Here is a 26,864-nt window from a genome sequence, read left to right as displayed (position 1 = left end):
GGGGGTTTAACGCTTTTTCGGTTTGTTCTTCGGCTTCTTCTTCGCTTTACCCAAAGGCATCGCTTGCTCGAATGCCTGGCGCACTTCATTCAGGCGTTTGTCGTTGAGGTCGTGAACTCGCTTGGCGCGTTCGGCGGTAAGGTCGATCAGCTTGTCGTCTTGGCTCATGGCGTTCAGTGCATCGCGTGAAGGGAAATTACACTGCCGCATCGCTCGGCAGGATTGCGCCAATAATGCGGTCTGGCGCCGGCGCTGACCAGTCACCCGCGTAACGGCGGCTTAACAAAATATGTACCGAAGCGGTTTTTTCGCCGCACAATCGCGTTTTTGCGATGGACCCAAAGGACCCGCGCCGTGGAATTGCACCAGGATCTGCCACCCTTGATGTCCCTGCGCGCCTTCGAGGCCGTGGCCCGCCATTTGAGCTTCATCAAGGCCGCCGATGAATTATCGGTGACCCAAAGTGCAGTCAGCCACCAAGTGCAGAAACTGGAACAGTTCCTGAACCAGCGGCTGTTTATCCGCCGCACTCGGGCCATCGATCTGACGCCAACCGGCGAAGCGTACTACCGGCAGATTCAACCGGCCCTGGAATCCATTGCCCTGGCTACCCGCGAATTGCGCGGTAACGATCATCATGAAACCACCCTGCGCGTCGGCCTCCTCGCCTCTTTCGCCACGTTGTGGCTGGTGCCGCGTCTGGCCGACTTTAACGCGCGCCATCCCTGCATCCATGTCGAGCTCCTGCCTTCGGTAGAACTGTCCGACGTTGGCGGTGGCGAAGTCGACCTGGCGATTCGTTATGGCAAGGGCGGCTGGCCCAAAGTCCGGGCCCACCGTTTCATGTCAGAAACTCTGACACCGGTTTGCAGTCCGGCCTTCAAAACACAGGACACCGGCGTCGGCCCGTTGCTTATGGCCAAATCCCATCAACCCTTCGAATGGCTCGACTGGAGCGCTCGCAACGGCATCGACCTCACCCACTACCCCAGCGTGATGCTCCACGACTACAACATCGTTGTCGAAGCCGCCGTGGCCGGTCAGGGCATTGCCATGGGTCGTGGTCATTTGATCGAACGCCGACTGAAGGAAGGTGCGCTAGTAGTAGCCTTCGACACCCCGCCGTTCACTAGTGAAATCGGCTATTGGCTGGTCACTCCCGATCGGCCTTCCAGCTACGCAGCCGAATGTTTCGGTGAATGGCTGAATGAAATGGCTAACGTATGAGTTATTTGAATACGTCGAATTAAATCTATCCGTTTGTCGTGCCCCCCGGACGCCAACATGCTGAGCCTTCATTCAGGAGGATTCACCATGACCGATTCACTCGCCCACCGTGTCCAGCAACTGGGCCTGAGCCTGCCGACGCCGAGCCAGCCCATCGCCAACTACGTCAACCATGTAGCCAGTCAGAACCAGCTGTTCATTTCCGGCCAGATCCCGTTGCAGGACGGCAAACCGGCTTTCATCGGTCGCCTTGGCGAAACGATCTCCGATGAAGAAGGCGCCAACGCCGCCGAACTCGCTGCCCTGGGCCTGCTGGCGCAACTCAGCGATGCGCTGAACGATGACCTGTCGAGACTGGTGCGCATCATCCGCCTGGGCGTGTTTATCGCCAGCGCTCCTGACTTCCAGCGTCAAGGTGCAGTTGCCAATGGCGCGTCCAACCTTTTGGTCAACGCCTTGGGCGAAAAAGGCCGGCATGTCCGCACGGCCGTGGGTGTATCGAGCTTGCCCGGCGGCGTGGCGGTGGAAATCGACGCGATTTTCGAGTTGCGGCCGTGAATCTCGCCGAGGTGGAGCGTTTGCGCGCGGCCACACCGGGTTGCTACAGCGTGATTCACTTCAACCATGCCGGCGCTTCCTTGCCCAGCGAGGCCACGCTCGACGCGATGATCGAGCAGTTGCAACGCGAAGCCACCGGCGGCCCGATGGAGGCCGCCGACCAGAGCATCCAGACCCGCGCCCGCCACGCGGCCGCGACATTGCTCAACGCCAATGCTGAAAGCATCGCGTTTGCCAGCAGCGGCTCGGCGGCCTGGGGCATGGCGTTCAACGCGTTAGGGCCGTGGCAGACCGGCGACCGGATTCTGGTCGGTCGTCATGAATGGGGTGGCAATCTGGCCTGCATGTCCCGAGCCGTCAGCGCGGGCGCGCGGCTTGAGGTGATTCCCTGCGATGAGACAGGCGCGGTATCCGTCCCTGCCCTCAAGCAGATGATCGACGCGAAAGTGAAGCTGATCGCGCTGACCTGGCTCCCGGCCAACAGCGGCCTGATCAATCCGGCCGAGGCCATTGGCGCCGTGGCGCGACAGCACGGGATTGCCTACTTCATCGACGCCGGCCAGGCACTCGGGCAACTGCCTTGCGATGTGCAGGCGCTGAACTGCGATGTGCTGAAGGGCGCCGGACGCAAATTCCTTCGTGGCCCGCGAGGTACGGCGCTGATGTATGTCAAACCGGGGTTCCTCGAACGACTTATACCCGGCCATCTGGACGTGCTATCCGCCCCCTGGGAAGGCGAAGGCTTTTCCGTGCGAGACGATGCGCGACGCTTTGAGACCAGCGAAGTGTCGGTGGCCTTGTTGGCGGGATTGGCCAATGCACTGGAGGAGTTCAACCGGTTGGGCGCGACCCGCATTCGTCAGCGGATCTATGGGTTGTGTCGGCACCTGCGCGAACGCCTCGGCACCCTCAGCGGGCTGACGCTGCACAACCTGGGGCCCACCGATCAGCAATCAGGCCTGATCGCCTTCACGCTCAAGGGTTGGGACAGTGTCGATTTGAAGCAGCATCTGGCACAGCGAGGGATCAACATCGGCGCCAATGGTGTGGCCTATACGCCACTGGACATGCAGGCAAGAGGGCTGGAAAGCATCGCGCGGATCGCCGTCAGCTACTTCAACACCGAAGAAGAAATGGACGTATTGCTGAACGCGCTGAGCGAGTTGTCCGTACAACGGGGCTAAATCTGAATATCGACCCACAACCCCTGACGCGGCTCGTCTTCAATCAGTGGCGCTACCGGCACAGTGTTGTCGGCGTTGAGCTCGGTACCGGGAATCGCCAGGTGTCCGTCAGGATCTTCATCGGCTTCACGACGACGCCTTTGCTGTTCCTGCTTGCGGCGCTGTTCCTCGCGCAACTGAAAAGCCGCCTCCTCCGGATCGCGCTGTTGCAGATCGATGGTGCTTTCGTTGGAGCTTTCCTGCACCGGCACAACGGGCGGAATATCCGGGCGCTGGCGGATCGGGTCGTGCTGGGAAGTGATCGGCACGGCACTCAAGGGGAGCATCGGTGGCAGCATAATTATTTGTCTCCTGTCAGCAGGCTGTCGGCTGCGGGGATGGCGACTTGAGCCATCGGTCGCAAACTGTGACCCGTTTGGCACGAATAGGTGCCCCGACCCGCACCCCTTGCAGCGTTGAACTATCGTAATACCGTCAGTATTTATGAGAGTCCTTTGGCCCTGAAGCCCTCATTCCGTTAAGATAGCCCGCTTTTTCAAGGTGGGAGTCAGGCAGCATGGCGCAGCAGTATCAACCGGGGCAACGCTGGATCAGTGACAGCGAAGCCGAGCTGGGTTTGGGCACCGTTCTGGCACAGGACGGCCGCTTGTTGACCGTGCTCTATCCGGCCACTGGCGACACTCGCCAGTACGCGCTACGGAATGCGCCCCTCACCCGCGTGCGGTTTTCGCCGGGTGACTCGATCACTCACTTCGAAGGCTGGAAACTGACTGTCCAGGAAGTCGACGACGTCGACGGCCTGCTGGTCTACCACGGCCTCAACGCGCAGAACGAAGTGGTCACCCTGCCGGAAACCCAGCTGTCGAACTTCATTCAGTTCCGTCTGGCCAGCGACCGTCTGTTCGCCGGGCAGATCGACCCGCTGGCCTGGTTCTCCCTGCGCTACCACACGCTTGAACACACCAGCCGCCAGTTGCAATCCTCCCTCTGGGGCCTGGGTGGCGTGCGTGCGCAACCGATCGCGCACCAGCTGCACATCGCCCGTGAAGTGGCCGACCGCATTGCGCCCCGGGTTCTGCTGGCGGACGAAGTGGGCCTGGGCAAGACCATCGAAGCCGGCCTGGTAATCCACCGCCAACTGCTGTCGGGCCGCGCCAACCGCGTGCTGATCCTGGTGCCGGAAAACCTGCAGCACCAGTGGCTGGTGGAGATGCGCCGCCGCTTCAACCTGCAAGTCGCGCTGTTCGACGAAGAACGCTTCATCGAAAGCGATGCCGCCAACCCGTTCGAAGACACCCAGCTCGCGCTGGTTGCGCTGGAATGGCTGGTAGAAGACGAGAAGGCTCAGGACGCGCTGTTCGCCGCCGGTTGGGACTTGATGGTCGTCGACGAAGCCCACCACCTGGTGTGGCACGAAGACAAGGCCAGCCCGGAATACTCGCTGGTCGAACAACTCGCCGAAGTCATTCCCGGCGTATTGCTGCTGACCGCGACCCCGGAACAACTGGGTCAGGACAGCCACTTCGCACGCCTGCGCCTGCTCGACCCGAACCGTTTCCATGACCTGCACGCTTTCCGCGCCGAGAGCGAAAACTATCGCCCGGTGGCCGAAGCCGTTCAGGAGCTGCTGGACAAGGGGCGCCTGTCGCCTGAAGCGCACAAGACCATTCACGGTTTCCTCGGCAACGAAGGCGAAGCGCTGCTGACCGCCGTCAACGATGGCGATACCGAAGCCAGCGCCCGTCTGGTCCGCGAGCTGCTCGACCGCCACGGCACCGGCCGCGTGCTGTTCCGTAATACCCGCGCCGCGGTGCAGGGTTTCCCGGAACGCAAACTGCACCCGTATCCGCTGCCATGCCCCGACGAATACCTCGAACTGCCGCTGGGCGATCACGCCGAGCTGTACCCGGAAGTCAGCTTCCAGGCCCAGCCGGACGCCAACGAAGAAGAGCGCTGGTGGAAATTCGACCCGCGCGTCGAATGGCTCATCGATACGCTGAAGATGCTCAAGCGCACCAAAGTACTGGTGATCTGCGCCCACGCCGAAACCGCCATGGACCTGGAAGACGCCCTGCGCGTACGCTCCGGCATCCCGGCCACGGTGTTCCACGAGGGCATGAACATCCTCGAGCGTGACCGCGCCGCTGCCTACTTCGCCGATGAAGAGTTCGGCGCGCAAGTGCTGATCTGCTCGGAAATCGGCAGTGAAGGTCGCAACTTCCAATTCTCGCACCATCTGGTGCTGTTCGATCTGCCGTCGCACCCGGACCTGCTGGAGCAGCGGATCGGTCGTCTGGACCGGATCGGCCAGAAGCACATCATCGAACTGCACGTGCCGTACCTGGAAACCAGCCCGCAAGAGCGGTTGTTCCAGTGGTATCACGAAGCCCTGAATGCGTTCCTCAACACCTGCCCGACCGGCAACGCCTTGCAGCACCGGTTCGGCCCGCGCCTGCTGCCGCTGCTGGAAAATGCCGACGATGGCGAGTGGCAAGCGCTGATCGACGAAGCCCGCGCCGAGCGCGAGCGTCTGGAAGCCGAGCTGCACACCGGCCGTGACCGTTTGCTGGAGCTCAACTCCGGCGGCGCTGGTGAAGGTGATGCGCTGGTCGAGGACATTCTTGAGCAAGACGATCAATTCGCCCTGCCGATCTACATGGAAACCCTGTTCGACGCCTTCGGCATCGACAGCGAAGACCATTCGGAAAACGCGCTGATCCTCAAGCCAAGTGAAAAAATGCTCGACGCCAGCTTCCCGCTGGGCGACGACGAAGGCGTGACCATCACCTACGACCGCAACCAGGCGCTGTCTCGCGAAGACATGCAGTTCATCACCTGGGAACACCCGATGGTGCAGGGCGGCATGGACCTGGTGCTGTCCGGCTCGATGGGCAACACCGCCGTGGCACTGATCAAGAACAAGGCGCTGAAACCTGGCACCGTGTTGCTGGAACTGCTCTACGTCAGCGAAGTGGTTGCGCCGCGCTCGCTGCAACTGGGCCGTTACCTGCCCCCGGCCGCGCTGCGCTGCCTGCTCGATGCCAATGGCAACGACCTGTCGGCCCGGGTGTCGTTCGAAACCCTGAACGATCAACTGGAAAGCGTGCCGCGTGCCAGCGCCAACAAGTTCATCCAGGCCCAGCGCGATCAGCTGACGCCACGGATCAACGCGGGTGAAGAGAAGATCTTCCCGCGTCACGCCGAGCGTGTGGCTGAGGCGCAGCGTCGCCTGGCGGCCGACACCGACGAAGAACTGGCACGCCTGACTGCGTTGCAAGCGGTCAACCCGACCGTACGTGACAGCGAACTGGTTGCCTTGCGTAAACAGCGTGAGCAAGGTCTGGCCATGCTCGACAAGGCTGCGTTGCGACTGGAAGCGATTCGGGTGTTGGTGGCGGGTTAACCCCCACTTCCCCCGGAAAAACAAAAAGGCCCGCAGCGATGCGGGCCTTTTTTATGGTTCGACACTGACCATTTGTGGCGAGGAGCTTGCTCCCGCTCGGCTGCGAAGCAGTCGTCGCTTTGAGATTTCAGGGCCGCTTCGCGCCCCAACGGGAGCAAGCTCCCTCGCCACAGGTTTTTGTGTTCGCTCCTGTTATGCGGTGACAGCAGGAATCTCAGGCTCAACCACCGCCACCAAACCATCCTTCATCCGCTTCGCATCCCGCACAAAACACCGCGATGCCAGAAACAGAAACACCATCGTAAAGAACAGCGCCACCGGAATAAGGTACATCGCGTCATGCAGCCCGACAGCCTTGAACGCTTCGGTCATCTGCTCGGCACCGGCCGCCAGCATGGCCGTGTGCGCAAAGTGATCGGACAGACCGCCCACCACCACCGGCCCCAATCCACCGCCGAGCAAATACAACCCGGCAAAGAACAACGCCATGGCCGTCGCCCGCAGGCGCGGTTCGACCACGTCCTGAATCGCCGTGTAGACGCAGGTGTAGAAGTTGTAGGCAAACAACCAGCCGACGCTGAACACCGCCACGAACACCCCGATTTCGATCCGTCCCGCATGCAACGCCCAAGCGGTGCACACCGTCGAGATGATCAGGCTGAATGCCGCAAACAGCAGCCGCCCATTGGCCACGCGCTGGTGAATCTTGTCCGCGACCCAACCGCCCAAGGTCAGGCCGAACAGGCCAGTCACACCGACGATGACGCCCGTTGCCACAGCGGCCTCATGCAAGGGCATCAGGAAATAACGCTGCAGCATCGGCACCAGAAAAGAGTTGCAGGCATAGGTGGCGAAGTTAAAACACAGCCCCGCCATGACCAGCCACAGGAATGTCGGCACCGCCAGCACTCGGCGGATCGGCCGGTCCACACGTTCCTGCGAGACCTGCACACTTTCGGCCGCGCCGCGTTTCGGTTCCTTGATGAAGAACATGAAGATCGCCAGGACCAGCCCCGGCACTGCCGCGATGAAAAACGGTGCACGCCAGCTGTCGAAGGCCTTGACCATCCAGCCGATGGTGAAAAACGCCAGTAACAGGCCCAATGGCAGGCCGAGCATGAAAATGCCCATCGCCCGCGCGCGACGGTGGGCCGGGAACAGGTCGCCGATCAGCGAGTTGGCGGCCGGTGCATAACTGGCCTCACCAATACCGATGCCCATGCGCACGATCAGGAAACTCCAGAAACTGCCCACCAGCCCGTTAACGGCAGTCAGCGCGCTCCACGCCGCCAGGCCCCAGCCCATCAGTTTGGCGCGCGAGCCGGTATCGGCCATCCGGCCCAAAGGCAGGCCGGCAATCGCGTAGACGATGGTGAATGCAGTCCCGATGATTCCCAGTTGAAAATCGCTGAGGTGCCATTCCATACGGATTGGCTCGATGATGATGGCCGGAATGGTGCGGTCGAAGAAGTTGAACAGGTTGGCCAGGAACAGCAGGAACAGAATGCGCCAGGCATTCGCCGCTTGGGTCGAGTTCTGCATGGGTCCGTCTCTTTTATTGTTATTGGGGCCTCACTGTCCCCGGAACCTGCAATCTAGTCAGGCTCGCCGTAGCTGTCTGTAATTATTCGTAAGGCTGATATCAGCCCATGGCAACTGTGGGAGCTAGCCTGCTAGCGATAGTTTTACATCAGCCAACGGATTCGTTGAATGTCAGACCGCAATCGCGAGCAGGCTCGCTCCCACAAGGGATTTGTGGTGTGGGTAAGGTCGGTGTTTCCAACGCCTTTGGTCGCATAAAAAAATACTTTTGCGCCCCCTTCCCAAGTCCAACGCGAAGCCTAGAATAGCGGCCTTGTCTGCCCCACCGTCCCCCCACCCTCTTTTGATTATCGCCCATGTCCGAAGCCAGTCCGTGTCTGAATTGCGGTGCCTGCTGTTCCCATTTTCGCGTGTCTTTTTTCTGGGGTGAATGCACCTCGGCCGGTGGGACAGTGCCCGACGAGCTTGTCGCGCCCATCAGCCCCAGTCGCGTGGCCATGCTCGGCACAGACTGCAAACCCACCCGCTGCATCGGGCTGGTCGGTGAAGTAGGCAGCACCGTGCAATGCTCGATCTACGATCAGCGCTCCAGCACCTGCCGGGAGTTCGACGCCTCCTGGGCCAATGGCGAGGCGAACGTGGATTGCGATGCGGCACGGGCAGCGTTCGGGCTGCCAGCCCTGCTACCCGAGTACGAAATGACCTTTGAGCAAAGCGCCTAGGGCTTAGCACCAATCGCTATCAGTGTAATTCCGAAGTTTTTTTGACTCCAATGTGCCACTACTCCTTTGATGCACGGCCTCTATACTCCAGAGCGCGATCATCGTCATTGCCCACACCCTGCATTTACAGGTGATCACCGAAGGCGTCGAAACCCCCGAGCAATTCGCGTTTCTCGAGGGTAACGGCTGCGATTTCGTGCAGGGCTACCTGCTCCAGCGCAAACACGCGCGCGCCTTCAACCCTTTGAGTCTGGCTCGCGGTACAACTGCACTAACGTTGACGGGTCCTTTTGCAAATAGCCCTGACTCCCATGCAGGCGCATCAGTTGTGCGGCCAATCCGCTGACGGGCGTGGCCGAACCTGTTCACGGGAAAATTTCACCGCAGTGTCGAGGTCCTTGAGCAGCGTGCGCACGTGCCACTTCACGGGCTCGAAGCGGCTTTCGGCCATTTGCGGGGCGAGGATCTGCAACGGTTTGGAATCGGCAAAACCGCCCGCCAGGGCTTCGGCGATCAGGCTGGCCTGCACACCGGAACGCTCGGCCAGCGCCACCACTTCGGCGATGACCAGGGCATTGCAGGCGACAATCATCTGATTACACACCTTGGTCACCTGCCCCGCCCCGACCGCGCCCATATGGGTGACGCGCTGACCGAGGCTGAGCAGAACAGACCTGACACGCTCAAGGTCCGCCACTTCGCCGCCCACCATGATGGCCAGGCTACCGGCCTCGGCGCCGACAACACCGCCGGACACCGGAGCGTCCAGCCAGCTCATGCCGGTCTGGCTGGCCAGCTGCGCCGACATTTCCCGCGTCGCGGTGGGTTCCAGGCTGGAAAAATCCACCAGCAGCTGGCCGCTTTTCCCACCCTCGACAATCCCGCCCGGACCAAACACCACCTCGCGCACCACAGCCGTATCCGCCAGACACAACATCAGCACATCGGCGTGCTGGCACAGCTCGGCAGGCGTGGCGACGTGTCGCGCGCCCGCCTCGACCAGCGGCGCGCACTTGGCCGGGTTACGGTTCCACACCGTCAGCGGATAACCCGCTGCCAGCAGGCGTTGGCACATCGGCAAACCCATCAGGCCGATCCCGGCAAAACCCAACGAAGGTAGGGTTGACATCATTTGGCCTTCTTTTCGATTAAAGATCGCCAAATATTGGCCGATTCATCATGACTAAGGAAAGGATTCCCCCGAGTGATGCTCAGGCCAACCCCCTGACGCTTGGGCCAATGACGCGCTGAAAAAAGACGCGAGAACCCATCCGTGACGGTTCGACGACAGCAGTCGCCCGACCGACCAGCCCAGGTACATGGCGCACAATGACTTCCAAAAACAATCCGGCCACTGCGATATCCGATCTGACGCTGAGCCCCGCGGCGAACAGCCCCGCAACGTCGAAGCCATTGACGCCGTCGCGCCCGCTGGCGACTCAGCAATACCTGTATTTCACCGAAACCAACACGGACCGCATCCTCGATAACCTCGACGGCCTGCGCGATCTGGTGTTCCCGCGCCCGCCGCACCTGGAAGGCGATAACGAACAGCACAGCGATCAGGAATTCCCGTCGGTGTGCCTGATCGGCCTTGGTCGCTGCGGCTCGAACATTGCGCTGGACGTCGCGGAGCTGGTGTACAACGCGCGCAAGTTCTACCTCAACGAATTCAACAACGAAGACCGCCTGTCGCCGGACAAACGCTACGCCGAAAAGGGTTACAGCCCGGCCCAGTGGATCCGCAACAACCTGCGCCTGGGGCCGAACAAAGCCACTAAACCGGTGTTTTTGGTCGAGCCGCTGGTCATGCTCGGCGACCTGGACAAAGACATCGCCGGTCGCATCCGTTTCTCGCGCAAGGGCGAAAAAAGCGGCTTCCTGCGCGACTACAGCAAAATGAAAATCATGGACTTGTCGGAAGTCCACGCCGGTGGCGCCGGTAACGCGCCGATCCTCGGCCAGTACCTGGCCAAGATCATCCTGAACAAGGACACCCAGCGTTTCTCCAGCCCTGACTGGAAGATGATTCACTCGTACCTGATCGACAGCTGCGGCATCAAGGCCAACCAGTCGCGCCTGTATTTCTCGATCTTCAGTGCCGGCGGCGGTACCGGTTCGGGCATGGCGTCGGAGTTCGGCCTGGCCCAGCAGCACTCGTACATGAACAAGACGTTCGACACCAAACCGATGGACGAGCATGACGGCAAGAGCGGTCATTCCTTCGTCTTCGAGCCGATCTTCACCAGCGGCATTTGCGTACTGCCGAACATTTCCGATCACCGCAGTGAAATGTCCGAGGCGCTGCACATCAACGCCGGTCGCCTGCTGTGCAAATACCTGTCGGAAGAGTGGGACTTCTCCTACAACTTCGCCAATGAAGACAGCAGCGAAGCCAGCGTCATGGGCCGTATCCGCCCATGGAACGCCATGATGCTGATCTCCAACGACATCATGCGTTATGCCGAAGAAAGCGATGACGGCAACATCCAGAACATCGACGTCAACGCGATGGAAAAGCACGCCAACCAGTACATCTCGCAGCAGATCTTCAACATTCTGACGGCGCAGGCGGTCACGACTGACTACGACCAGAACTATTTCCGTCGCGCCGGCATCGACATCGGCGAAACCATTCGCCTCGACGCCAACGACTTGTTCATGAGCCTGGCCGGCCCCGTGGCGATTGCCTACGCCGAATCCGTGGTGCCGGAAACGCCGCCGCCGAGCAGCGACAAGTTCAAGGTGTTCGAAAAAGAACCGCAGCGCCTGAACATCGACGACCTGTTCTTCCGCTCCATCGACCTGCCGCACTTCAACAAAGTCACCCAGGCCATCGAAGGCATCAGCCTGTTGCCGATCGAATCCAAGCGCTATCGGGCGTCGCTGGAGCAGTACAAGAATTCCGGATATGACGCGGCCGCGTTGCACGACCTGCACTTCTTCAAGAACTGCTCGTCGGTGGTCTCGATCGTGTCCTTGCCGAAAGACTACAAGCTGTCCTACATGGACCTGAACCGGTTGAAGACCCACCTCAACAGCCTGTTCCCGAACACCACGCTCAAGCGCTATGCGCTGGTGATCGGCGCGTCGGCCAACCTGTCGCTGACCACGTTGATCGCCAAGAGCCCGTGCCTGTCGGACGATTTCCTGACGCTGATCGTCGCGTTCATCAAGCGCTGCTTCGCGAAGAACCCGTACCGCTTCGACGACACGCTGGATAACTCGATCCTGGACTTCATCATCAATGAAGACTTCGACGAAGACCTGATCGACGACTTGCTCAACGAGTTCGAAAACCCGGCGAAGATCCTCGATACCAACTGGTACGCGATTAAACCGATGTACGAGAAGAAGTACCGCGAGCTGATCAATGACAAGGACAAGTTCGTCTCGATCAATGACATTCGCCTGTCGCGCGATTGCGTGAAGAAGGCGATCAAGTACCTGCGCGAGATCTACCGTCACCGGATTGGCAAGACCAAGGTTATTTCGCTGAATAACCACACGGGCAAGACGTTCTCGGTCTGATTGAAAACCGCGTCGATCCCATCGCGGGCAAGCCCGCTCCCACAGTGTCCGTGTCGTGCACAAAATTCATGAACGTCACTGAACCTGTGGGAGCGGGCTTGCCCGCGATGAGGCCCTGTCTGACGCCGCATGACTCAAGATTTACAACATCCAGAAACAATTAAGCAGCCCATCGGCTGCTCAATAAACTGTTCCCGTTACGTTTACGTCACCCTCGTCAAGACCCTTCTGTGGCCTTTCTCTACGGCAACATGCCATCACGCTACTCGGCTACACACTTTTGCTCGAGGAACCAGCGCACCAATTAGGTGCAGATAGTCACTTCGTCGCCCTTTCCTGGATCAGAATCCACGGCGAAACGACCACTGCCCACAACTCCGGATCGCGTTCAAAAAGATCCAGCGCCCGCGTTTCAGACAGCTTGGCGACCTCGTCGGCGGCCAGCCAGGCAGCCACTTTCTCGCCTTCGTCCGTCGCCACGGCCTCGGCCGCCGCGATCAAATCCAGACCGGGATCGACCCACAATAGGGCACCCTTGGCGAAGAACGGCTCCAGCTCCTTCCAGGTAATAGATGCGGTTTCACCAAGCAGCTTGGCATAGAGGGTGCTAGGTTCTTGAGTCATGGGTCCTGTCCGGAAAAGAAATCGACGTGGATGATAACGTTGGTGGTCTGGCAGAAAAACCCGGATGCAAATGAGTCACCGATTGAAAACTGCAGGAAAGCCAAGGATTGCTGATATTTCAGCTGAAGCCCCCGCCGCAATTCTGTCTTTTTCTTTCAAAAAAGCGACACCCCCTGATTTTGCCCCCTGGCGCCAGCTTCCCAGGCTAACAATCGGCGCTCTACACTGTACCGGTACAGTTGCCGGGGGCATTTTCCGGAGGATATCGAAGATATCTGACCCGGTTCTGCTGCTACGGCGCCAGGACTATAAAAACTACAACAGTAAGAGTGGAGCACTATGACTAAGGCTACTAAGCAGATTTCCAAACTGTTTGCCGCTATGGTTCTGGCCGGGGTTGCCAGCCATTCGTTCGCAGCTGACACCATCAAGATCGGCATCGCCGGCCCTAAAACCGGTCCTGTAGCCCAATACGGCGACATGCAGTTCAGTGGCGCCAAAATGGCCATCGAACAGATCAACGCCAAGGGCGGCGTAGACGGCAAGAAACTCGAAGCCGTTGAATACGATGACGCCTGTGATCCAAAACAAGCTGTGGCGGTCGCGAACAAGGTCGTCAACGACGGCGTCAAGTTCGTGGTCGGTCACCTGTGCTCCAGCTCCACTCAACCGGCTTCGGACATCTACGAAGACGAAGGCGTGATCATGATCACCCCGGCTGCCACCAGCCCGGACATCACCAACCGTGGTTACAAAATGGTGTTCCGCACCATCGGTCTGGACAGCGCCCAGGGCCCTGCCGCCGGTAACTACATTGCCGATCACGTAAAACCGAAAATCGTTGCTGTTCTGCACGACAAACAGCAATACGGTGAAGGCATCGCCACCGCCGTGAAGAAAACCCTGGAAGGCAAAGGCGTCAAGGTTGCCGTGTTCGAAGGCATCAATGCCGGCGACAAGGACTTCTCTTCGATGATCTCCAAGCTCAAGCAAGCCAACGTCGACTTCGTCTACTACGGCGGCTACCACCCGGAGCTGGGTCTGATCCTGCGTCAATCCCAGGAAAAAGGCCTGAAAGCCAAGTTCATGGGTCCGGAAGGCGTGGGTAACGACTCGATTTCGCAGATCGCCAAAGACGCTTCCGAAGGTCTGCTGGTAACCCTGCCGAAATCCTTCGACCAGGATCCAGCCAACGTTGCTCTGGCTGACGCATTCAAAGCGAAGAAAGAAGACCCGAGCGGTCCGTTCGTGTTCCCGGCCTACTCGGCTGTGGAAGTGATCGCTGACGGCATCAAGGCTGCCAAGTCCGAAGACACTGCCAAAGTGGCTGCTGCCATCCACGCAGGCACCTTCAAGACGCCTACCGGCGACCTGAGCTTCGACGCCAAGGGCGACCTGAAAGACTTCAAATTTGTGGTTTACGAGTGGCACTTCGGCAAACCTAAAACTGAAGCTTCGCCTCAGTAAGGCCCTGCCTGACTGACTGCCAATAAAGCCCACGGCGTGCCGTGGGCTTTGTTTTACGAACGTATTGGGCCGCGCTGGTGTGATCCGCCAGTCTTCCCACCTGAAAATCTCAAAACCGTCATCAGCGGTTCGCTGGCAAACCTCGCGTTCGAAGTGGATGCAGATCCACGGGGCTCGAGCGGGAAAATGACTCCACCAGTGAAATGCGTATCAGGTTTTTAGGAGCGCTGTAATGCCTGACATCTATCACTTCTTCCAACAGCTGGTTAATGGTCTGACCATTGGCAGCACGTATGCCCTGATCGCCATCGGCTATACGATGGTTTACGGCATCATTGGAATGATCAACTTCGCCCACGGCGAGGTGTACATGATCGGCTCCTATGTGGCGTTCATCGCCATTGCGGGCCTGTCCATGATGGGACTCGACAGTGTTCCGCTGTTGATGACCGCCGCTTTCCTCGCGACCATCGTCGTGACCAGTGCCTACGGTTACAGTATCGAACGGATCGCCTACCGCCCCTTGCGCGGCAGCAACCGTCTGATCCCGCTGATTTCCGCCATCGGCATGTCGATCTTCCTGCAGAACACGGTTCTGCTGGCGCAAGACTCCAAGGACAAATCCATCCCCAACCTGATCCCCGGCAACTTCGCCATCGGGCCAGGTGGCGCACAAGAAGTGCTGATTTCCTACATGCAAATCGTGGTGTTCGTGGTGACGCTGGTCGCCATGCTCGGCCTGACGCTGTTCATCTCCCGCTCTCGCCTGGGTCGCGCCTGCCGCGCCTGTGCCGAAGACATCAAGATGGCCAACCTGCTGGGTATCAACACCAACAACATCATCGCCCTGACCTTCGTCGTCGGTGCCGCACTGGCGGCCATCGCAGCCGTGCTGCTGAGCATGCAATACGGCGTGATCAACCCGAACGCCGGTTTCCTGGTCGGCCTCAAGGCCTTCACCGCAGCGGTACTGGGCGGTATCGGCAGCATCCCCGGCGCCATGCTCGGCGGGATCGTGCTGGGGGTGGCGGAAGCCTTTGGTGCCGATATCTTCGGCGACCAGTACAAGGACGTCGTGGCGTTCGGCCTATTGGTTCTGGTGTTGTTGTTCCGGCCAACCGGCCTGTTGGGCCGTCCGGAGGTTGAGAAAGTATGACTAGGAATCTTAAACAGGCGTTGTTCAGCGCCTTGCTGGTGTGGGCCGTTGCCTACCCGGTACTCGGTCTGAAATTGACCATTGTCGGCATCAACCTCGAAGTCCATGGCACCAGCACTGCAACGCTGATCACCATCGCCGTGTGCTCGGTGCTGATGTTCTTGCGGGTACTGTTCGACCAGCAAATCAGCGCGGCCTGGAAATCCTCGCCCAACATGCCGGTGATGCCGGCCAAGGCCAGTACGTTCCTGACCCTGCCGACCACCCAGCGCTGGATCATCATCGCGTTGATCATCGGCGCGCTGGTCTGGCCGTTCTTCGGCTCTCGCGGCGCGGTGGATATCGCCACCCTGGTGCTGATCTACGTGATGCTCGGCCTCGGCCTGAACATCGTGGTCGGTCTGGCCGGCCTGCTCGACCTCGGTTACGTCGGTTTCTACGCCGTCGGCGCCTACAGCTACGCGCTGTTGTCGCACTACTACGGCTTGAGCTTCTGGATCTGCCTGCCTATCGCCGGCCTGATGGCGGCCACTTTCGGCTTCCTGCTCGGCTTCCCGGTACTGCGCCTGCGCGGTGACTACCTGGCGATCGTGACCCTGGGCTTCGGTGAAATCATCCGTTTGTTCCTGCGTAACCTGACCGACCTCACCGGTGGCCCGAACGGCATCAGCAACATTCCCAAGCCAACGCTTTTCGGGTTGACCTTCGATAAAACCGCCGCAGAGGGTCTGCAGACCTTCCACGAGTATTTCGGTCTGGCCTACAACCCAGTGAACAAGGTGATTTTCCTTTACCTGATCGCGGTGTTGTTGTCGTTGTTCGCACTGTTCGTCATCAACCGCTTGCTGCGCATGCCCCTGGGCCGCGCCTGGGAAGCGTTGCGTGAAGACGAAATCGCCTGCCGTGCGTTGGGTCTGAATCCGACGGCAATCAAGCTTTCAGCGTTCACCCTCGGTGCGTGCTTCGCCGGTTTCGCCGGCAGCTTCTTCGCCGCGCGTCAGGGCCTGGTGACGCCGGAATCCTTCACCTTCATCGAGTCGGCGACCATCCTCGCCATCGTGGTGCTGGGTGGCATGGGCTCGCAACTGGGTGTCGTACTCGCCGCCACGGTGATGATCCTGTTGCCGGAAATGATGCGTGAGTTCAGTGAATACCGCATGTTGATGTTCGGCGCATTGATGGTGCTGATGATGATCTGGCGTCCTCAAGGTCTGCTGCCTATGCAACGCCCCCACATGGAGCTGCGCAAATGAGCCGCGAGATCCTTAAAGTAGACAATCTGAGCATGCGCTTCGGCGGCTTGCTGGCGGTCAACGGCGTAGCCCTGAGCGTGAAAGAGAAACAGGTCGTGGCACTGATCGGCCCCAACGGCGCCGGCAAGACCACCGTGTTCAACTGCCTGACCGGTTTCTACAAACCGAGCGGTGGCAGCATCCTGCTGGACGGCGAGGCTATCGAAGGCCTGCCCGGCCACAAGATCGCACTCAAAGGCGTGGTGCGCACCTTCCAGAACGTGCGGTTGTTCAAGGACATGACCGCGGTCGAGAACCTCTTGATCGCCCAGCACCGTCACCTGAACACCAACTTCCTGGCAGGCCTGTTCAAGACCCCGGGCTTCCGCAAAAGCGAACGCGAGGCCATGGAGTTCGCCGAGTACTGGCTGGACAAGGTCAACCTCAAGGCGTTCGCCAACCGTCCGGCCGGCACCCTGGCCTACGGTCAGCAACGTCGTCTGGAAATCGCCCGCTGCATGATGACCCGCCCGCGGATCCTCATGCTCGACGAACCGGCCGCCGGCCTGAACCCGAAGGAAACCGAGGACCTCAAGGCGCTGATCAGCATGTTGCGCGAAGAGCACAACGTCACCGTGCTGCTGATCGAACACGACATGAAGCTGGTCATGAGCATTTCCGACCACATCGTCGTGATCAACCAGGGCACGCCTCTGGCCGACGGCACGCCGGAACAGATCCGCGACAATCCTGAAGTGATCAAAGCCTACCTGGGGGAAGCGTAAATGCTGCAATTCGAAAACGTTTCCACCTTCTACGGCAAGATCCAGGCCCTGCACAGTGTCAACGTCGAAGTCCGTCAGGGCGAGATCGTGACCCTGATCGGTGCCAACGGCGCCGGCAAGTCGACCCTGCTGATGACCCTCTGCGGTTCGCCGCAAGCCCACAGCGGCAGCATCCGCTACATGGGCGAAGAGCTCGTCGGCCAGAGCTCGTCGCAGATCATGCGCAAGAGCATCGCCGTCGTGCCGGAAGGTCGTCGGGTGTTTGCTCGCCTGACCGTGGAAGAAAACCTCTCCATGGGTGGTTTCTTCACTGAAAAGGGCGATTACCAGGAGCAGATGGACAAGGTCCTCGGACTTTTCCCACGCCTGAAAGAGCGCTTCAATCAGCGCGGCGGCACCATGTCCGGCGGCGAACAGCAAATGCTCGCCATCGGCCGTGCGCTGATGAGCAAGCCCAAGCTGCTGCTGCTCGACGAGCCATCGTTGGGCCTGGCACCGATCATCATCCAGCAGATCTTCGACATCATCGAGCAGCTGCGCAAGGATGGCGTGACGGTGTTCCTGGTGGAACAGAACGCCAACCAGGCACTGAAAATCGCTGACCGCGCGTACGTTCTGGAGAACGGCCGGGTGGTGATGCAAGGCACCGGCGAAGCGCTGCTGACCGACCCGAAAGTGCGCGAAGCGTACCTCGGTGGTTGAGCGTTTGCGGTAAATAAGAAACGGCCTTTGCGGGCCGTTTTTTTATGCCTGCCACAATCTCACCAACAATGAAGATCCTTGTGGGAGCGGGCTTGCCCGCGAAAGCGCTAGTCCAGTCAACATCTCAGTTCGAATGTAAAACCGCTATCGCGGGCAAGCCCGCTCCCACAGGGTCTGTGTGAGGCAGACATTATCGTTACAGCCGGTCCAGCGCCTCCCCACTGCGCTTGAACCAACCAATCAAATAATCCGCCAGCACCTGCGTGCGTTTCGGCAGCCCGCCCTGATACGGATGCACCAGGTACATCGGCATGCGACGCGTCTGATAGTCGCGCAGGAGCCAGCGCAAACGCCCGTCAGCCAATTCCATTTGCAGCAAGTAGGACGGCAAACGCGCAATACCGGCACCGGCCAGCGCCGCTTTCTTCAGCAGGCTGTAATGGTTGCTGGCGAAGGGTCCCGACACCCGAATCCGCAACAACTCGTGTTGCTGGTGATAAAGCCATTCTTCGCGACCGCTGTAGTGGCTGTTGAGTAAACAGCGGTGTTCCGCGAGGGCCTGCGGTGTCAACGGTTCGCCGTATTGCTCAAGGTAGTCCGGGCTGGCACAGGTCATCTCGTGCCAGGCCAATAGTGGCCGGGCCACCAGACGCTCGTCATTGCTGACGTCGGAGCGAACCGCCAGATCGAAACCGTCGCGGGACAAATCACGATAGTTGTTGCTGAGGTCGAGCTCAATCTGCACTTCGGGATACTTGTGGGAAAACTCCAACAACAAGCCATCGAAGAAGGTTTCTCCCAGGGATACCGGAACCGTCATACGCACCGGCCCGGCCATGTCATCCTTCAACCGCGCCAATGCCTGACGCGCCCTTTCCACTTGTACCACCAGCGCCTGAGCTTGCGGCAAGAGCGCCGCCCCCGCCGCCGTCAGGCTCAAGCGGCGCGTGGTGCGTTGCAGCAGCACCACGGAAAACCGCGTCTCGAGCAGGCTGATACGCTTGGACAACTGCCCTTTGCTGCAACCCAACTGCTGCGCCGCCAGGGTGAAACTGCCTGCTTCGATCAACACGGCGAACGCCGCCAGATCATCCATCTCGCTCATGGATTGTTTCCATTTGAAAACCAAAGGTTGCCTATTAGCGCGCTTATCCGCAGAAAAAACCACTCTAGACTGAAGCCACTTTCAACACACACGAGGTTCAACAGCATGAAAGTTCTTTTGATAGGCGCAGGCGGCACCATCGGTTCAGCGATCGACAAGGAATTGTCCGAGCGTCACGAGATCATCCGCATCGGTCGCAACAGCGGCGATTTCCATGTGGATATCAGCGACAGCGCCTCGATTCGCAAACTGTTCGAACAGACCGGCAAGTTCGACGCGCTGGTCTGCGCTGCGGGCAACGTAACCTTCGCCCCGCTGGGCGAAATGACCGAAGACAGTTTCGCCCTGGGTCTGAAAGACAAGCTGATGGGCCAGGTCAACCTGCTGCTGATCGGCCGCGAATTCGCCAACGACGGCGCCTCGTTCACCTTCACCACCGGCGTACTCAGTCACGATCCGATCCGCAGCGGTGCCTCGGCAGCACTGGTCAACGGCGCCCTCGACAGCTTCGTGCGTGCCGCGGCGATCGAACTGCCGCGCGGCCTGCGAGTGAACTCGGTGAGCCCTAACGTATTGCTCGAAGCCATGGGCAAATACGCGCCGTACTTCCGCGGCTACAAACCGGTTCCGGCAGCCGATGTGGCACTGGCCTACGCCAAAAGCGTGGAAGGCCTGCAGACAGGCCAGACCTTTCATGTGGGTTGAGCCCTTGTGATGAACGGTCAGGCTGAGTAACGTGGCGGCACTTGTCTGGAGAGCCAAAGATGCGTGTTGCCCGTTCCTTAGTCCTTGTTGCCCTGCTTCCGTTGTTCGCCGCTTGCCAGTTGCTGGATGGCCCGCGTGAAAGTGCTTCCCACGTGGGCCAGACCCGAATGCAGGGCCAGCTGACGGCGGCCGACGGCAAGCTGTTGTTCCAGCCATGCAATGAGCAACGCAGTTACGTGGTCAAGGACACCGGTGGCACCAGCGTTCTGCAAGAGTTCGCGACCCTCGCCGATGCCCAGGGCAAACTGTTCGCCGACGTGCGCGGGCGGATCGTCGACAGCCGCCTCGATCTGGAACAGCTATACCGCGTCGAGCGCTCGGGCACCGCCTGCGGCGATCCGAATTTCAAACTGCTGATCCTGCGCGCCGCCGGCCACGGCCCGGAGTGGAACGTCAAGGTCAGCGGCAAAGGCATGGTCATCGACCGTGCGGGTCAACCGCCCCTGGCCGTACCTTACGTTGAAGAGCAACTGGGCGACGGCCGCTTCAACCTCAGCACCGAAGCCAACAACCAGCACATCGAACTGTGGGTCGCGCCGCAACGTTGCGTCGACAGCAGCACCGACAGCGTCCAGCACATGAGCGCCGAATTGCGCATCGATGGCCAGGTTCAACGTGGCTGCGGGTATTTCGGCGGATCGCGCGACGACTGATCGTTTAAGCCTCACGGGAATTGTTCTTTGAGGCTTATAATCGCGGGCTTCAAACGCCTTGGCGCAGTTGTGCGCCCCGCGAACCGGATCCTGTCATGTTACGAATCACCGAACTCAAGCTGCCGATCGACCATCCCGAAGAAGACCTGCGCCCTGCCATCCTGCAGCGCCTGGGCATCGCCAGTGATGACCTGCTCGATTTCACCTTGTTCAAGCGCAGCTACGATGCGCGCAAAAAGTCTTCCGAACTGTGCTTCATCTACACCATCGACCTCACCGCCAAGGATGAGGCGGCGTTGCTGCACAAGTTCACCGATGACCGTAACGTCAACGTAGCGCCGGATGTCAGCTACAAAGTGGTCGGCCAGGCGCCGGCCGATCTCGAACAACGCCCGGTCGTGGTCGGTTTCGGTCCGTGCGGGATTTTCGCCGGGCTGCTGCTGGCGCAGATGGGCTTCAAGCCGATCATCCTCGAACGCGGCACCGAAGTGCGTCAGCGCACCAAGGACACCTGGGGTCTGTGGCGTAAAAGCGTGCTCAACCCCGAGTCCAACGTGCAATTTGGTGAAGGTGGCGCGGGGACGTTCTCCGACGGCAAGCTCTACAGCCAGATCAAGGACCCGAAATTCATCGGTCGCAAAGTCCTGCATGAATTCGTAAAAGCCGGCGCGCCGGAAGAAATCCTCTACGTCAGCAAACCGCACATCGGTACGTTCCGTCTGACCGGCGTTGTGGAAAACATGCGTGAGCAGATTCGCGCCCTGGGCGGCGAAGTGCGCTTCCAGCAGCGCGTCACCGACGTGTTGATCGAGGACGGCCAACTGGTCGGCGTCGAGCTCAACGGCGGCGAGCAGATCCATTCGAAACACGTGATTCTGGCCCTCGGCCACAGCGCCCGCGACACCTTCCGCATGCTCCACGGTCGCGGTGTGTTCATGGAAGCCAAGCCGTTCTCGGTGGGTTTCCGCATCGAGCACCCGCAGTCGCTGATCGACCGCGCACGCCTGGGCAAATACGCCGGCCACCCGAAACTCGGGGCTGCCGACTACAAGCTGGTGCACCACGCCAAGAACGGCCGCTCGGTCTACAGCTTCTGCATGTGCCCGGGCGGCACCGTGGTCGCGGCGACGTCCGAGCCGAATCGCGTCGTGACCAACGGCATGAGCCAGTATTCACGTAACGAGCGCAACGCCAACTCCGGGATCGTCGTCGGCATCACCCCGGAAGTGGATTACCCGGGCGGTCCGCTGGCCGGTATCGAGTTGCAGGAACGCCTGGAATCCCACGCCTTTGTGCTGGGCGGCAGCAACTATGAAGCGCCAGCTCAGTTGGTTGGCGATTTCATCGCGGGTAAACCGTCCACCGAGCTGGGCAGTGTTGAACCGTCCTACAAGCCCGGGGTTGCGCTGGGTGATTTGGCGCTGGCCTTGCCGGCGTTCGCCATCGAAGCCATTCGCGAAGCCTTGCCGGCGTTCGAGAAGCAGATTCGTGGTTATTCGCTGCATGACGCTGTGTTGACCGGGATCGAGACGCGTACATCGTCGCCGCTGCGGATTACCCGTAACGAGTCGATGCAGAGTTTGAACGTGAAGGGCTTGTTCCCGGCGGGCGAAGGCGCGGGTTATGCGGGCGGGATTCTGTCGGCAGGTGTGGACGGGATCCGCATCGCCGAAGCCGTTGCTCGCGACATCCTCGGCCTCGAAGCCTGATCCCGGGAACGACACCGCCCCCGTAGGAGCATGGCTTGCCCGCGAAGAAGTTGACGCGGTCTGACTGAAGGACCGCATTATCGTTCTTCGCGGCCAAGCCTTGCGCCTACAGGGGCGGTGACTGATTTCAGATGTTTGCGCGCAGCACGGTCGCCGGCAACAGTTCACCCCGCTCGACACTCGCCGCCACCGCATCCATCAACCCACTCAACTCATACCCCTGCGCCTTGAGCCAAGCCTGATCGTAATAACTGGTCTCATAACGCTCGCCGCCATCGCACAGAATCGCCACTATCGACCCCGACTCCCCCGCCGCCACCATCTGCTGGGCCGCCATCAACGCGCCGATCAGGTTGGTCCCGCTCGACCCGCCCACACGCCGTCCCAAACGTTGCGCCAGGTAATGCATGGCCGCCAGTGACAGCGCGTCCGGCACCTTGACCATCGCATCGATCACCTTCGGCAGGAACGACGCCTCGACCCGTGGCCGACCGATGCCTTCGATCCGCGAACCGTGATCCAGGCGCAGGCTGGCATCGCCGGTCAGGTAGTAATCGAAAAACACCGAACGCTCGGCATCGGCACACAGCACGCGGGTGCAATGCTGGCGGTAACGCACGTAACGCCCGAGGGTCGCGGTGGTGCCGCCGGTGCCGGGGCTGGAAATCAGCCAGCTCGGCTCGGGATGCTGCTCGAAGCGCATCTGATGGAAGATAGATTCGGCAATGTTGTTGTTCGCCCGCCAGTCGGTGGCGCGTTCGGCGTAAGTGAACTGATCGATGAAGTGCCCGTCGTGCTCACGGGCCAGGCGCTCGGACTCGGCGTAGATCTGCGTCGGATCATCGACCAGATGGCTCTTGCCACCGTAAAAAGCGATCTGTGCGATTTTCTCTTTGGAGGTGGTCGCCGGCATGACCGCAATAAATGGCAGGCCCAGCAAACGGGCGAAGTACGCCTCGGAAATCGCCGTCGAACCGCTGGACGCTTCGATCACCGGCGCACCGGGTTTGAGCCAGCCGTTACACAGCGCATACAGGAACAACGAGCGGGCCAGGCGATGTTTCAGGCTGCCGGTGGGATGGCTCGACTCATCCTTGAAATACAACTCGATGCCCGGCAAACCCGGCAGGGGTAACGGGATGAGGTGGGTGTCGGCGCTGCGCTGGAAGTCGGCTTCGATGATGCGGATGGCTTCTCGAGCCCACTGTCGGTTGTCGCTCATGGTGGTTTTCTCGTTGAGTCGGCCTTGTCGCAAGGCTCAGCCCTGAAGCTTAGGAAAAATCCGACATCCCGCACAGATACAGCTGAGCTTCAATACGTCCGGCAACTGCTAGGCTCAGGTCCGTGTCGACCTTTCGGCTGTAACGGCATATAACAAAAAAGAATATAACTTTTGTTTTAACAACTAACGGTACGGGTTAGGGTGTGCCACCTTTTTGATAATTCGATGGAGAGCGACCTTGCCTCTGCGTAGCACTTTCACGCGTTTCTTTCAGTTGGAAGCTGCCAGCGGTCTGTTGTTGATCGCCGCTGCAGCCCTGGCTTTGATCATTAACAACTCATCGTTGTCATGGCTCTACAACGGTCTCCTGGACACCCCCGTGGTCGCCCAGATCGGCGCGCTTAAAATCGCCAAGCCGCTGCTGCTGTGGATCAACGACGGGCTGATGGCGCTGTTCTTCCTGCTGATCGGCCTGGAAGTGAAGCGCGAAGTCCTCGATGGTCAGCTGTCGAAACCTTCGCAGATCGTGCTGCCGGGCGCGGCCGCGATTGGCGGCATGGTCGTGCCGGCGCTGCTCTACTGGTTCCTGAACCGCGATAACCCGGCAGCCCTGGCTGGCTGGGCCATCCCGATGGCCACCGACATCGCCTTCGCCCTCGGCGTCCTCGCCCTGCTGGGCAAACGGGTGCCGGTGTCGCTGAAGCTGTTCCTGATGACCCTGGCGATCATCGATGACCTCGGCGCCATCATCGTCATCGCGATCTTCTATTCCGGCACTCTGTCGACCCTGTCCCTGGCGCTCGCAGCAGCCTGCATCGTGGCGCTGATTGCGATGAACCGGCTCGGCGTGGTCAAGCTCGGGCCGTACATGATCATCGGTTTGATCCTCTGGGTGTGCGTGCTCAAGAGCGGTGTCCATGCGACGCTGGCCGGCGTCACCCTGGCGTTCTGCATCCCGCTGCGCACAAAAAACGCCGAGCCTTCGCCGCTGCTGACCCTGGAACATGCCCTGCACCCGTGGGTGGCCTACGGCATCCTGCCGCTGTTCGCCTTCGCCAACGCCGGCCTGTCCCTGAGCGGCGTGACCGTCGAAAGCTTCACCCACCACGTGCCGATGGGCATCGCAGTCGGCCTGCTGTTGGGCAAGACCCTCGGCGTGTTCGGCCTGACCTGGCTGGCGGTGAAAATCGGCATCGCCGCCCTTCCCCAAGGCGCCAATTGGGGTCAGGTGTTGGGCGTGGCAATCCTCTGTGGGATTGGTTTCACCATGAGTTTGTTTGTCGGCTCCCTGGCGTTCATGCCGGGTGCCAGTGAGTACGCCGGGATGGACCGGATGGGGATTTTGACCGGTTCGATATTGGCGGCGTTGATTGGTTATGCGGTGACGGCGGCGGCGAGTCGCAAGAACGCCGCACTGCAATCCTGATCGACAGAGACAACTCCTAGCGTCATTCAAGACGCGTCCTACAGCCACGATCCGCCTCGTTCGTTAACGTCGCATAACCCCTTTTTAGAGGGTTGTCGACGGACGAACGCAAGGATGATCAGTGGCTGGCAACAAGGACATTCCCCGGGTTCAAAACCCACCCTCAGGTGACGGGCATCACGTTACCCATCGCTTCATGACAGCCACCGAGCTGGCTGCGCGAGACACCCGCCAAAACGCTTACGACGCCATGCTCGCGAGGCAACAGGCCTTTGAAGAAAGCCTTGAGATCCTTGCGAAAACGGACAACGCCGTACACGCGGGTTGCGTTTTCGCCAAGTCGTGCAAGCTACCCAATGCCATCATCGATTACTCCAACCCTTCCGGCGTTGTCCCGACCGGCAGCCTGAAAGATTACGGCGAGCTGATTCTGCTGGGTGCTCGCGAAGCGGATGAATCAGGCGCTGTGCCACTGAAGAAGATCAGCGGCACAGCGATTCCCGCCGGTCTGGGCAGCCTCGCCCTGGCCGGTTCGGCATTCGCCGCTATTCCTTTAGCCGCCGCAGCCACCGTCGCTGCAACAATGGTTGGCCTTGTCGCGCTGGTCACACCCTCGAGCCTTGGCGACAGCTCGCTCTACACCGAAGACCAGCTCCGAGCTCTGAAACAGGCACGCACTCGCGTGCGTCTGCGAGTTGAGCAACAGGCTGATGGCAGTCTCAAGGGCTACGGCTTCTACACCGGCAAGAATCGCGATTGGGAAATGGTGGATGTCGCGCAGTTCACATTGCGCGGCAGTCAGCAGGTTGCGGATCTGGGGGATGGCGTTGAGCTGATCTGGACACCGGCGGTGGATGGTTCAGACATCCTCGGCATTCCCGCACTGGAGGCTGCTCCGCAAGCACCGCACATCTGGGTTTATCCGCCGACTAAACAGGCTGACAGCATCATTGTCGATCCGGTTTATCCGCCTGATTACAAGGATTTCATTCTTGTTTTTCCCGCGGACTCCGGAGTAAAGCCGGTTTACATCGTGGTTAGTGTTCGCCGCAACGGTACTGCCGAAGCAGGCCACACCTACCACCCGGCTCCCGAAACCGCGGACATCACCGCATTTCCTGACCTAAGGAGAGTAAAAAAGAAAACCCCTTACAAGGGAGGCCTCCGGGATCGCTGGATGGACGCAAAAGGCAGAATAATCTACGAGTGGGACTTTCTGCATGGTGAGCTTGAGGCGTATCGCTCAAGTGATGGCAGTCACCTGGGTTCATTCGACTATAAAACGGGTGAACAACTAGATCCCCCCAAGAAGAATCGCAGCATCAAAAAATACTTGTGAGGATGTTATGGGATTAAAAATAAGACTTGAATGGTATGACAAACAAACCGAGATGGGCCAAGGGGAGGAATTATCGATTGATTTTGGTGATGATGGCTGCGTGATTGAAGCGTTGGGTCTGCCAATCGAAAACAACATTAACAATGGTGGATTTAACGTTACTCCCAACTGGGTCGGTACGCTTCAACCTCATTTCCAACATGTCATTCACTTGTCCTCCTACGACTACCAAGTAGCGTTTGTCTATCGTGACAATTGGTAACTTAAGGTATCGGATTCATCCTACCGTCACGGGTGAAAAGGGACTTGATGTACTGCATGAAGCTGCGTAGCAATGACTAACGAAGCTTGGGAATCATTAGAAATAACGTATGGATAACGCGTTCATTCAGGCAGCACGCGTAATCGTTAACGTCCATCGCTGGGAAGCCAGCTCCCACAGGGGAATGCGTACGATCAAAGAACCAGGCCGGCCGGTAGGCCGCCTCGCGGTGCTGTGGCGGTGGTCGCCC

23 protein-coding genes and 2 pseudogenes are annotated in these 26,864 nt (G+C 59.8%); 18 read left to right on the top strand and 7 right to left on the bottom strand.

Annotation, left to right across the window (positions count from 1 at the left end; genetic code table 11):
- Positions 1-6: 6 nt before the first annotated feature.
- The gene (locus KJF94_RS03280; RefSeq protein WP_214381143.1) at positions 7-168 is read right to left on the bottom strand and encodes a hypothetical protein; all 162 of its coding nucleotides are present in this window, start codon (positions 166-168) and stop codon (positions 7-9) included.
- A 186-nt stretch (positions 169-354) separates the two neighbouring features.
- On the opposite strand from KJF94_RS03280, the gene KJF94_RS03275 reads away from it, so the two are divergent.
- The 3 genes from KJF94_RS03275 (at position 355) to KJF94_RS03265 (ending at position 2,969) form a co-directional block, all read left to right on the top strand.
- The gene (locus KJF94_RS03275) at positions 355-1,227 is read left to right on the top strand and encodes a LysR substrate-binding domain-containing protein (protein ID WP_214381141.1); all 873 of its coding nucleotides are present in this window, start codon (positions 355-357) and stop codon (positions 1,225-1,227) included.
- A gap of 87 nt (positions 1,228-1,314) precedes the next feature.
- Entirely contained in the window at positions 1,315-1,785 is a 471-nt protein-coding gene (locus KJF94_RS03270) for a RidA family protein (RefSeq protein ID WP_214381139.1), read from the top strand.
- On the top strand, positions 1,782-2,969 hold the full coding sequence (locus KJF94_RS03265; protein WP_214381137.1) for an aminotransferase class V-fold PLP-dependent enzyme: 1,188 nt from the start codon (positions 1,782-1,784) through the stop codon (positions 2,967-2,969). Before KJF94_RS03270 ends, KJF94_RS03265 begins: the two co-directional genes overlap by 4 nt.
- Here the strand turns inward: KJF94_RS03265 and KJF94_RS03260 are convergent.
- Positions 2,966-3,307 (bottom strand): aspartate-semialdehyde dehydrogenase, encoded by a 342-nt coding sequence (locus KJF94_RS03260; RefSeq protein ID WP_214381135.1) that lies wholly within the window; start codon positions 3,305-3,307, stop codon positions 2,966-2,968. The two genes, KJF94_RS03265 and KJF94_RS03260, sit on opposite strands and share 4 nt — an antisense overlap.
- 218 nt (positions 3,308-3,525) lie before the next feature.
- Here KJF94_RS03260 and rapA point away from each other — a divergent pair, with 218 nt between their 5' ends.
- Positions 3,526-6,372, top strand: a complete 2,847-nt coding sequence (gene rapA / locus KJF94_RS03255) for an RNA polymerase-associated protein RapA (RefSeq protein ID WP_214381133.1) — start codon at positions 3,526-3,528, stop codon at positions 6,370-6,372.
- Positions 6,373-6,564: 192 nt separating this feature from the next.
- On the opposite strand, the gene KJF94_RS03250 is transcribed toward rapA, so the two are convergent.
- Positions 6,565-7,914 (bottom strand): spinster family MFS transporter, encoded by a 1,350-nt coding sequence (locus KJF94_RS03250; RefSeq protein ID WP_214381131.1) that lies wholly within the window; start codon positions 7,912-7,914, stop codon positions 6,565-6,567.
- A gap of 356 nt (positions 7,915-8,270) precedes the next feature.
- On the opposite strand from KJF94_RS03250, the gene KJF94_RS03245 reads away from it, so the two are divergent.
- The gene (locus KJF94_RS03245; protein WP_214381129.1) at positions 8,271-8,636 is read left to right on the top strand and encodes a YkgJ family cysteine cluster protein; all 366 of its coding nucleotides are present in this window, start codon (positions 8,271-8,273) and stop codon (positions 8,634-8,636) included.
- Between the two features lie 94 nt (positions 8,637-8,730).
- Positions 8,731-8,982, top strand: a pseudogene (locus KJF94_RS30330) (EAL domain-containing protein); the annotation flags it as partial.
- Here KJF94_RS30330 and KJF94_RS03235 read toward each other — a convergent pair.
- A pseudogene (locus KJF94_RS03235) lies at positions 8,873-9,768 on the bottom strand (NAD(P)-dependent oxidoreductase). The pseudogenes KJF94_RS30330 and KJF94_RS03235 overlap by 110 nt on opposite strands.
- Positions 9,769-9,965: 197 nt before the next feature.
- Here KJF94_RS03235 and KJF94_RS03230 point away from each other — a divergent pair.
- Positions 9,966-12,167 carry a hypothetical protein gene (locus KJF94_RS03230; protein WP_214381127.1) on the top strand — a complete coding sequence of 734 codons (2,202 nt, stop codon included), beginning with the start codon at positions 9,966-9,968 and terminating at the stop codon, positions 12,165-12,167.
- 318 nt (positions 12,168-12,485) lie between these two features.
- Here KJF94_RS03230 and KJF94_RS03225 read toward each other — a convergent pair whose 3' ends face one another.
- On the bottom strand, positions 12,486-12,791 hold the full coding sequence (locus tag KJF94_RS03225; protein ID WP_084321763.1) for a DUF2288 domain-containing protein: 306 nt from the start codon (positions 12,789-12,791) through the stop codon (positions 12,486-12,488).
- A gap of 339 nt (positions 12,792-13,130) precedes the next feature.
- Here KJF94_RS03225 and KJF94_RS03220 point away from each other — a divergent pair, with 339 nt between their 5' ends.
- From KJF94_RS03220 to KJF94_RS03200, 5 genes are all read left to right on the top strand, one after another.
- Positions 13,131-14,258: a branched-chain amino acid ABC transporter substrate-binding protein gene (locus tag KJF94_RS03220; RefSeq protein ID WP_214381125.1), complete on the top strand. Its 1,128-nt coding sequence runs from the start codon at positions 13,131-13,133 to the stop codon at positions 14,256-14,258.
- Between the two features lie 232 nt (positions 14,259-14,490).
- On the top strand, positions 14,491-15,414 hold the full coding sequence (gene livH, locus KJF94_RS03215; RefSeq protein WP_214381123.1) for a high-affinity branched-chain amino acid ABC transporter permease LivH: 924 nt from the start codon (positions 14,491-14,493) through the stop codon (positions 15,412-15,414).
- Positions 15,411-16,667 carry a high-affinity branched-chain amino acid ABC transporter permease LivM gene (locus KJF94_RS03210; RefSeq protein WP_214381121.1) on the top strand — a complete coding sequence of 419 codons (1,257 nt, stop codon included), beginning with the start codon at positions 15,411-15,413 and terminating at the stop codon, positions 16,665-16,667. The genes livH and KJF94_RS03210 overlap by 4 nt, the downstream gene beginning before the upstream one ends.
- Complete coding sequence (livG, locus tag KJF94_RS03205) at positions 16,664-17,431, top strand: high-affinity branched-chain amino acid ABC transporter ATP-binding protein LivG (protein ID WP_214381119.1); 768 nt, start codon at positions 16,664-16,666, stop codon at positions 17,429-17,431. Before KJF94_RS03210 ends, livG begins: the two co-directional genes overlap by 4 nt.
- Positions 17,432-18,133, top strand: a complete 702-nt coding sequence (locus KJF94_RS03200; RefSeq protein WP_008034381.1) for an ABC transporter ATP-binding protein — start codon at positions 17,432-17,434, stop codon at positions 18,131-18,133. It begins immediately after the preceding gene.
- Between the two features lie 196 nt (positions 18,134-18,329).
- Here the strand turns inward: KJF94_RS03200 and KJF94_RS03195 are convergent, their stop codons facing one another.
- Positions 18,330-19,238 (bottom strand): LysR family transcriptional regulator, encoded by a 909-nt coding sequence (locus KJF94_RS03195; RefSeq protein WP_214381117.1) that lies wholly within the window; start codon positions 19,236-19,238, stop codon positions 18,330-18,332.
- Positions 19,239-19,343: 105 nt separating this feature from the next.
- On the opposite strand from KJF94_RS03195, the gene KJF94_RS03190 reads away from it, so the two are divergent.
- The 3 genes from KJF94_RS03190 to KJF94_RS03180 all read left to right on the top strand — a co-directional run bounded on the left by KJF94_RS03190 (position 19,344) and on the right by KJF94_RS03180 (position 22,365).
- A complete protein-coding gene (locus KJF94_RS03190) occupies positions 19,344-19,943 on the top strand; it encodes a short chain dehydrogenase (RefSeq protein ID WP_214381115.1) in 600 nt (199 codons plus the stop codon).
- Between the two features lie 59 nt (positions 19,944-20,002).
- Entirely contained in the window at positions 20,003-20,656 is a 654-nt protein-coding gene (locus KJF94_RS03185) for a COG3650 family protein (RefSeq protein WP_214381113.1), read from the top strand.
- 95 nt (positions 20,657-20,751) lie between these two features.
- Complete coding sequence (locus KJF94_RS03180; protein ID WP_214381111.1) at positions 20,752-22,365, top strand: NAD(P)/FAD-dependent oxidoreductase; 1,614 nt, start codon at positions 20,752-20,754, stop codon at positions 22,363-22,365.
- A 127-nt stretch (positions 22,366-22,492) separates the two neighbouring features.
- On the opposite strand, the gene KJF94_RS03175 is transcribed toward KJF94_RS03180, so the two are convergent.
- Entirely contained in the window at positions 22,493-23,587 is a 1,095-nt protein-coding gene (locus KJF94_RS03175; RefSeq protein WP_214381109.1) for a PLP-dependent cysteine synthase family protein, read from the bottom strand.
- A 238-nt stretch (positions 23,588-23,825) separates the two neighbouring features.
- On the opposite strand from KJF94_RS03175, the gene nhaA reads away from it, so the two are divergent.
- The 3 genes from nhaA (at position 23,826) to KJF94_RS03160 (ending at position 26,614) form a co-directional block, all read left to right on the top strand.
- Complete coding sequence (nhaA, locus tag KJF94_RS03170) at positions 23,826-25,013, top strand: Na+/H+ antiporter NhaA (RefSeq protein WP_214381107.1); 1,188 nt, start codon at positions 23,826-23,828, stop codon at positions 25,011-25,013.
- 121 nt (positions 25,014-25,134) lie between these two features.
- A complete protein-coding gene (locus KJF94_RS03165; RefSeq protein ID WP_214381105.1) occupies positions 25,135-26,352 on the top strand; it encodes an S-type pyocin domain-containing protein in 1,218 nt (405 codons plus the stop codon).
- A 7-nt stretch (positions 26,353-26,359) separates the two neighbouring features.
- Positions 26,360-26,614, top strand: coding sequence for a colicin E3-like toxin immunity protein (locus KJF94_RS03160; RefSeq protein ID WP_214381104.1), 255 nt, complete (start codon positions 26,360-26,362; stop codon positions 26,612-26,614).
- The last annotated feature ends 250 nt before the right edge of the window (positions 26,615-26,864 follow it).

The sequence above is a fragment of the Pseudomonas hormoni genome, from assembly GCF_018502625.1.
Classification (GTDB): domain Bacteria; phylum Pseudomonadota; class Gammaproteobacteria; order Pseudomonadales; family Pseudomonadaceae; genus Aquipseudomonas; species Aquipseudomonas hormoni.
Note: the sequence above shows the minus strand (reverse complement) of the source record. Positions and strands in the feature narration are given on the sequence as shown.

Excerpts from the sequence above, each read along its gene's own strand:
- KJF94_RS03230 (WP_214381127.1), top strand. The coding sequence starts at position 9,966 with ATGACTTCCAAAAACAATCCGGCCACTGCGATATCCGATCTGACGCTG.
- KJF94_RS03200 (WP_008034381.1), top strand. The coding sequence starts at position 17,432 with ATGCTGCAATTCGAAAACGTTTCCACCTTCTACGGCAAGATCCAGGCC.
- livH (WP_214381123.1), top strand. The coding sequence starts at position 14,491 with ATGCCTGACATCTATCACTTCTTCCAACAGCTGGTTAATGGTCTGACC.
- KJF94_RS03160 (WP_214381104.1), top strand. The coding sequence starts at position 26,360 with ATGGGATTAAAAATAAGACTTGAATGGTATGACAAACAAACCGAGATG.
- KJF94_RS03180 (WP_214381111.1), top strand. The coding sequence starts at position 20,752 with ATGTTACGAATCACCGAACTCAAGCTGCCGATCGACCATCCCGAAGAA.
- KJF94_RS03245 (WP_214381129.1), top strand. The coding sequence starts at position 8,271 with ATGTCCGAAGCCAGTCCGTGTCTGAATTGCGGTGCCTGCTGTTCCCAT.
- KJF94_RS03195 (WP_214381117.1), bottom strand. The coding sequence starts at position 19,238 with ATGAGCGAGATGGATGATCTGGCGGCGTTCGCCGTGTTGATCGAAGCA.
- KJF94_RS03175 (WP_214381109.1), bottom strand. The coding sequence starts at position 23,587 with ATGAGCGACAACCGACAGTGGGCTCGAGAAGCCATCCGCATCATCGAA.
- livG (WP_214381119.1), top strand. The coding sequence starts at position 16,664 with ATGAGCCGCGAGATCCTTAAAGTAGACAATCTGAGCATGCGCTTCGGC.
- KJF94_RS03190 (WP_214381115.1), top strand. The coding sequence starts at position 19,344 with ATGAAAGTTCTTTTGATAGGCGCAGGCGGCACCATCGGTTCAGCGATC.
- KJF94_RS03280 (WP_214381143.1), bottom strand. The coding sequence starts at position 168 with ATGAGCCAAGACGACAAGCTGATCGACCTTACCGCCGAACGCGCCAAG.
- KJF94_RS03250 (WP_214381131.1), bottom strand. The coding sequence starts at position 7,914 with ATGCAGAACTCGACCCAAGCGGCGAATGCCTGGCGCATTCTGTTCCTG.
- KJF94_RS03270 (WP_214381139.1), top strand. The coding sequence starts at position 1,315 with ATGACCGATTCACTCGCCCACCGTGTCCAGCAACTGGGCCTGAGCCTG.
- KJF94_RS03225 (WP_084321763.1), bottom strand. The coding sequence starts at position 12,791 with ATGACTCAAGAACCTAGCACCCTCTATGCCAAGCTGCTTGGTGAAACC.
- KJF94_RS03260 (WP_214381135.1), bottom strand. The coding sequence starts at position 3,307 with ATGCTGCCACCGATGCTCCCCTTGAGTGCCGTGCCGATCACTTCCCAG.
- KJF94_RS03185 (WP_214381113.1), top strand. The coding sequence starts at position 20,003 with ATGCGTGTTGCCCGTTCCTTAGTCCTTGTTGCCCTGCTTCCGTTGTTC.
- KJF94_RS03220 (WP_214381125.1), top strand. The coding sequence starts at position 13,131 with ATGACTAAGGCTACTAAGCAGATTTCCAAACTGTTTGCCGCTATGGTT.
- KJF94_RS03210 (WP_214381121.1), top strand. The coding sequence starts at position 15,411 with ATGACTAGGAATCTTAAACAGGCGTTGTTCAGCGCCTTGCTGGTGTGG.
- rapA (WP_214381133.1), top strand. The coding sequence starts at position 3,526 with ATGGCGCAGCAGTATCAACCGGGGCAACGCTGGATCAGTGACAGCGAA.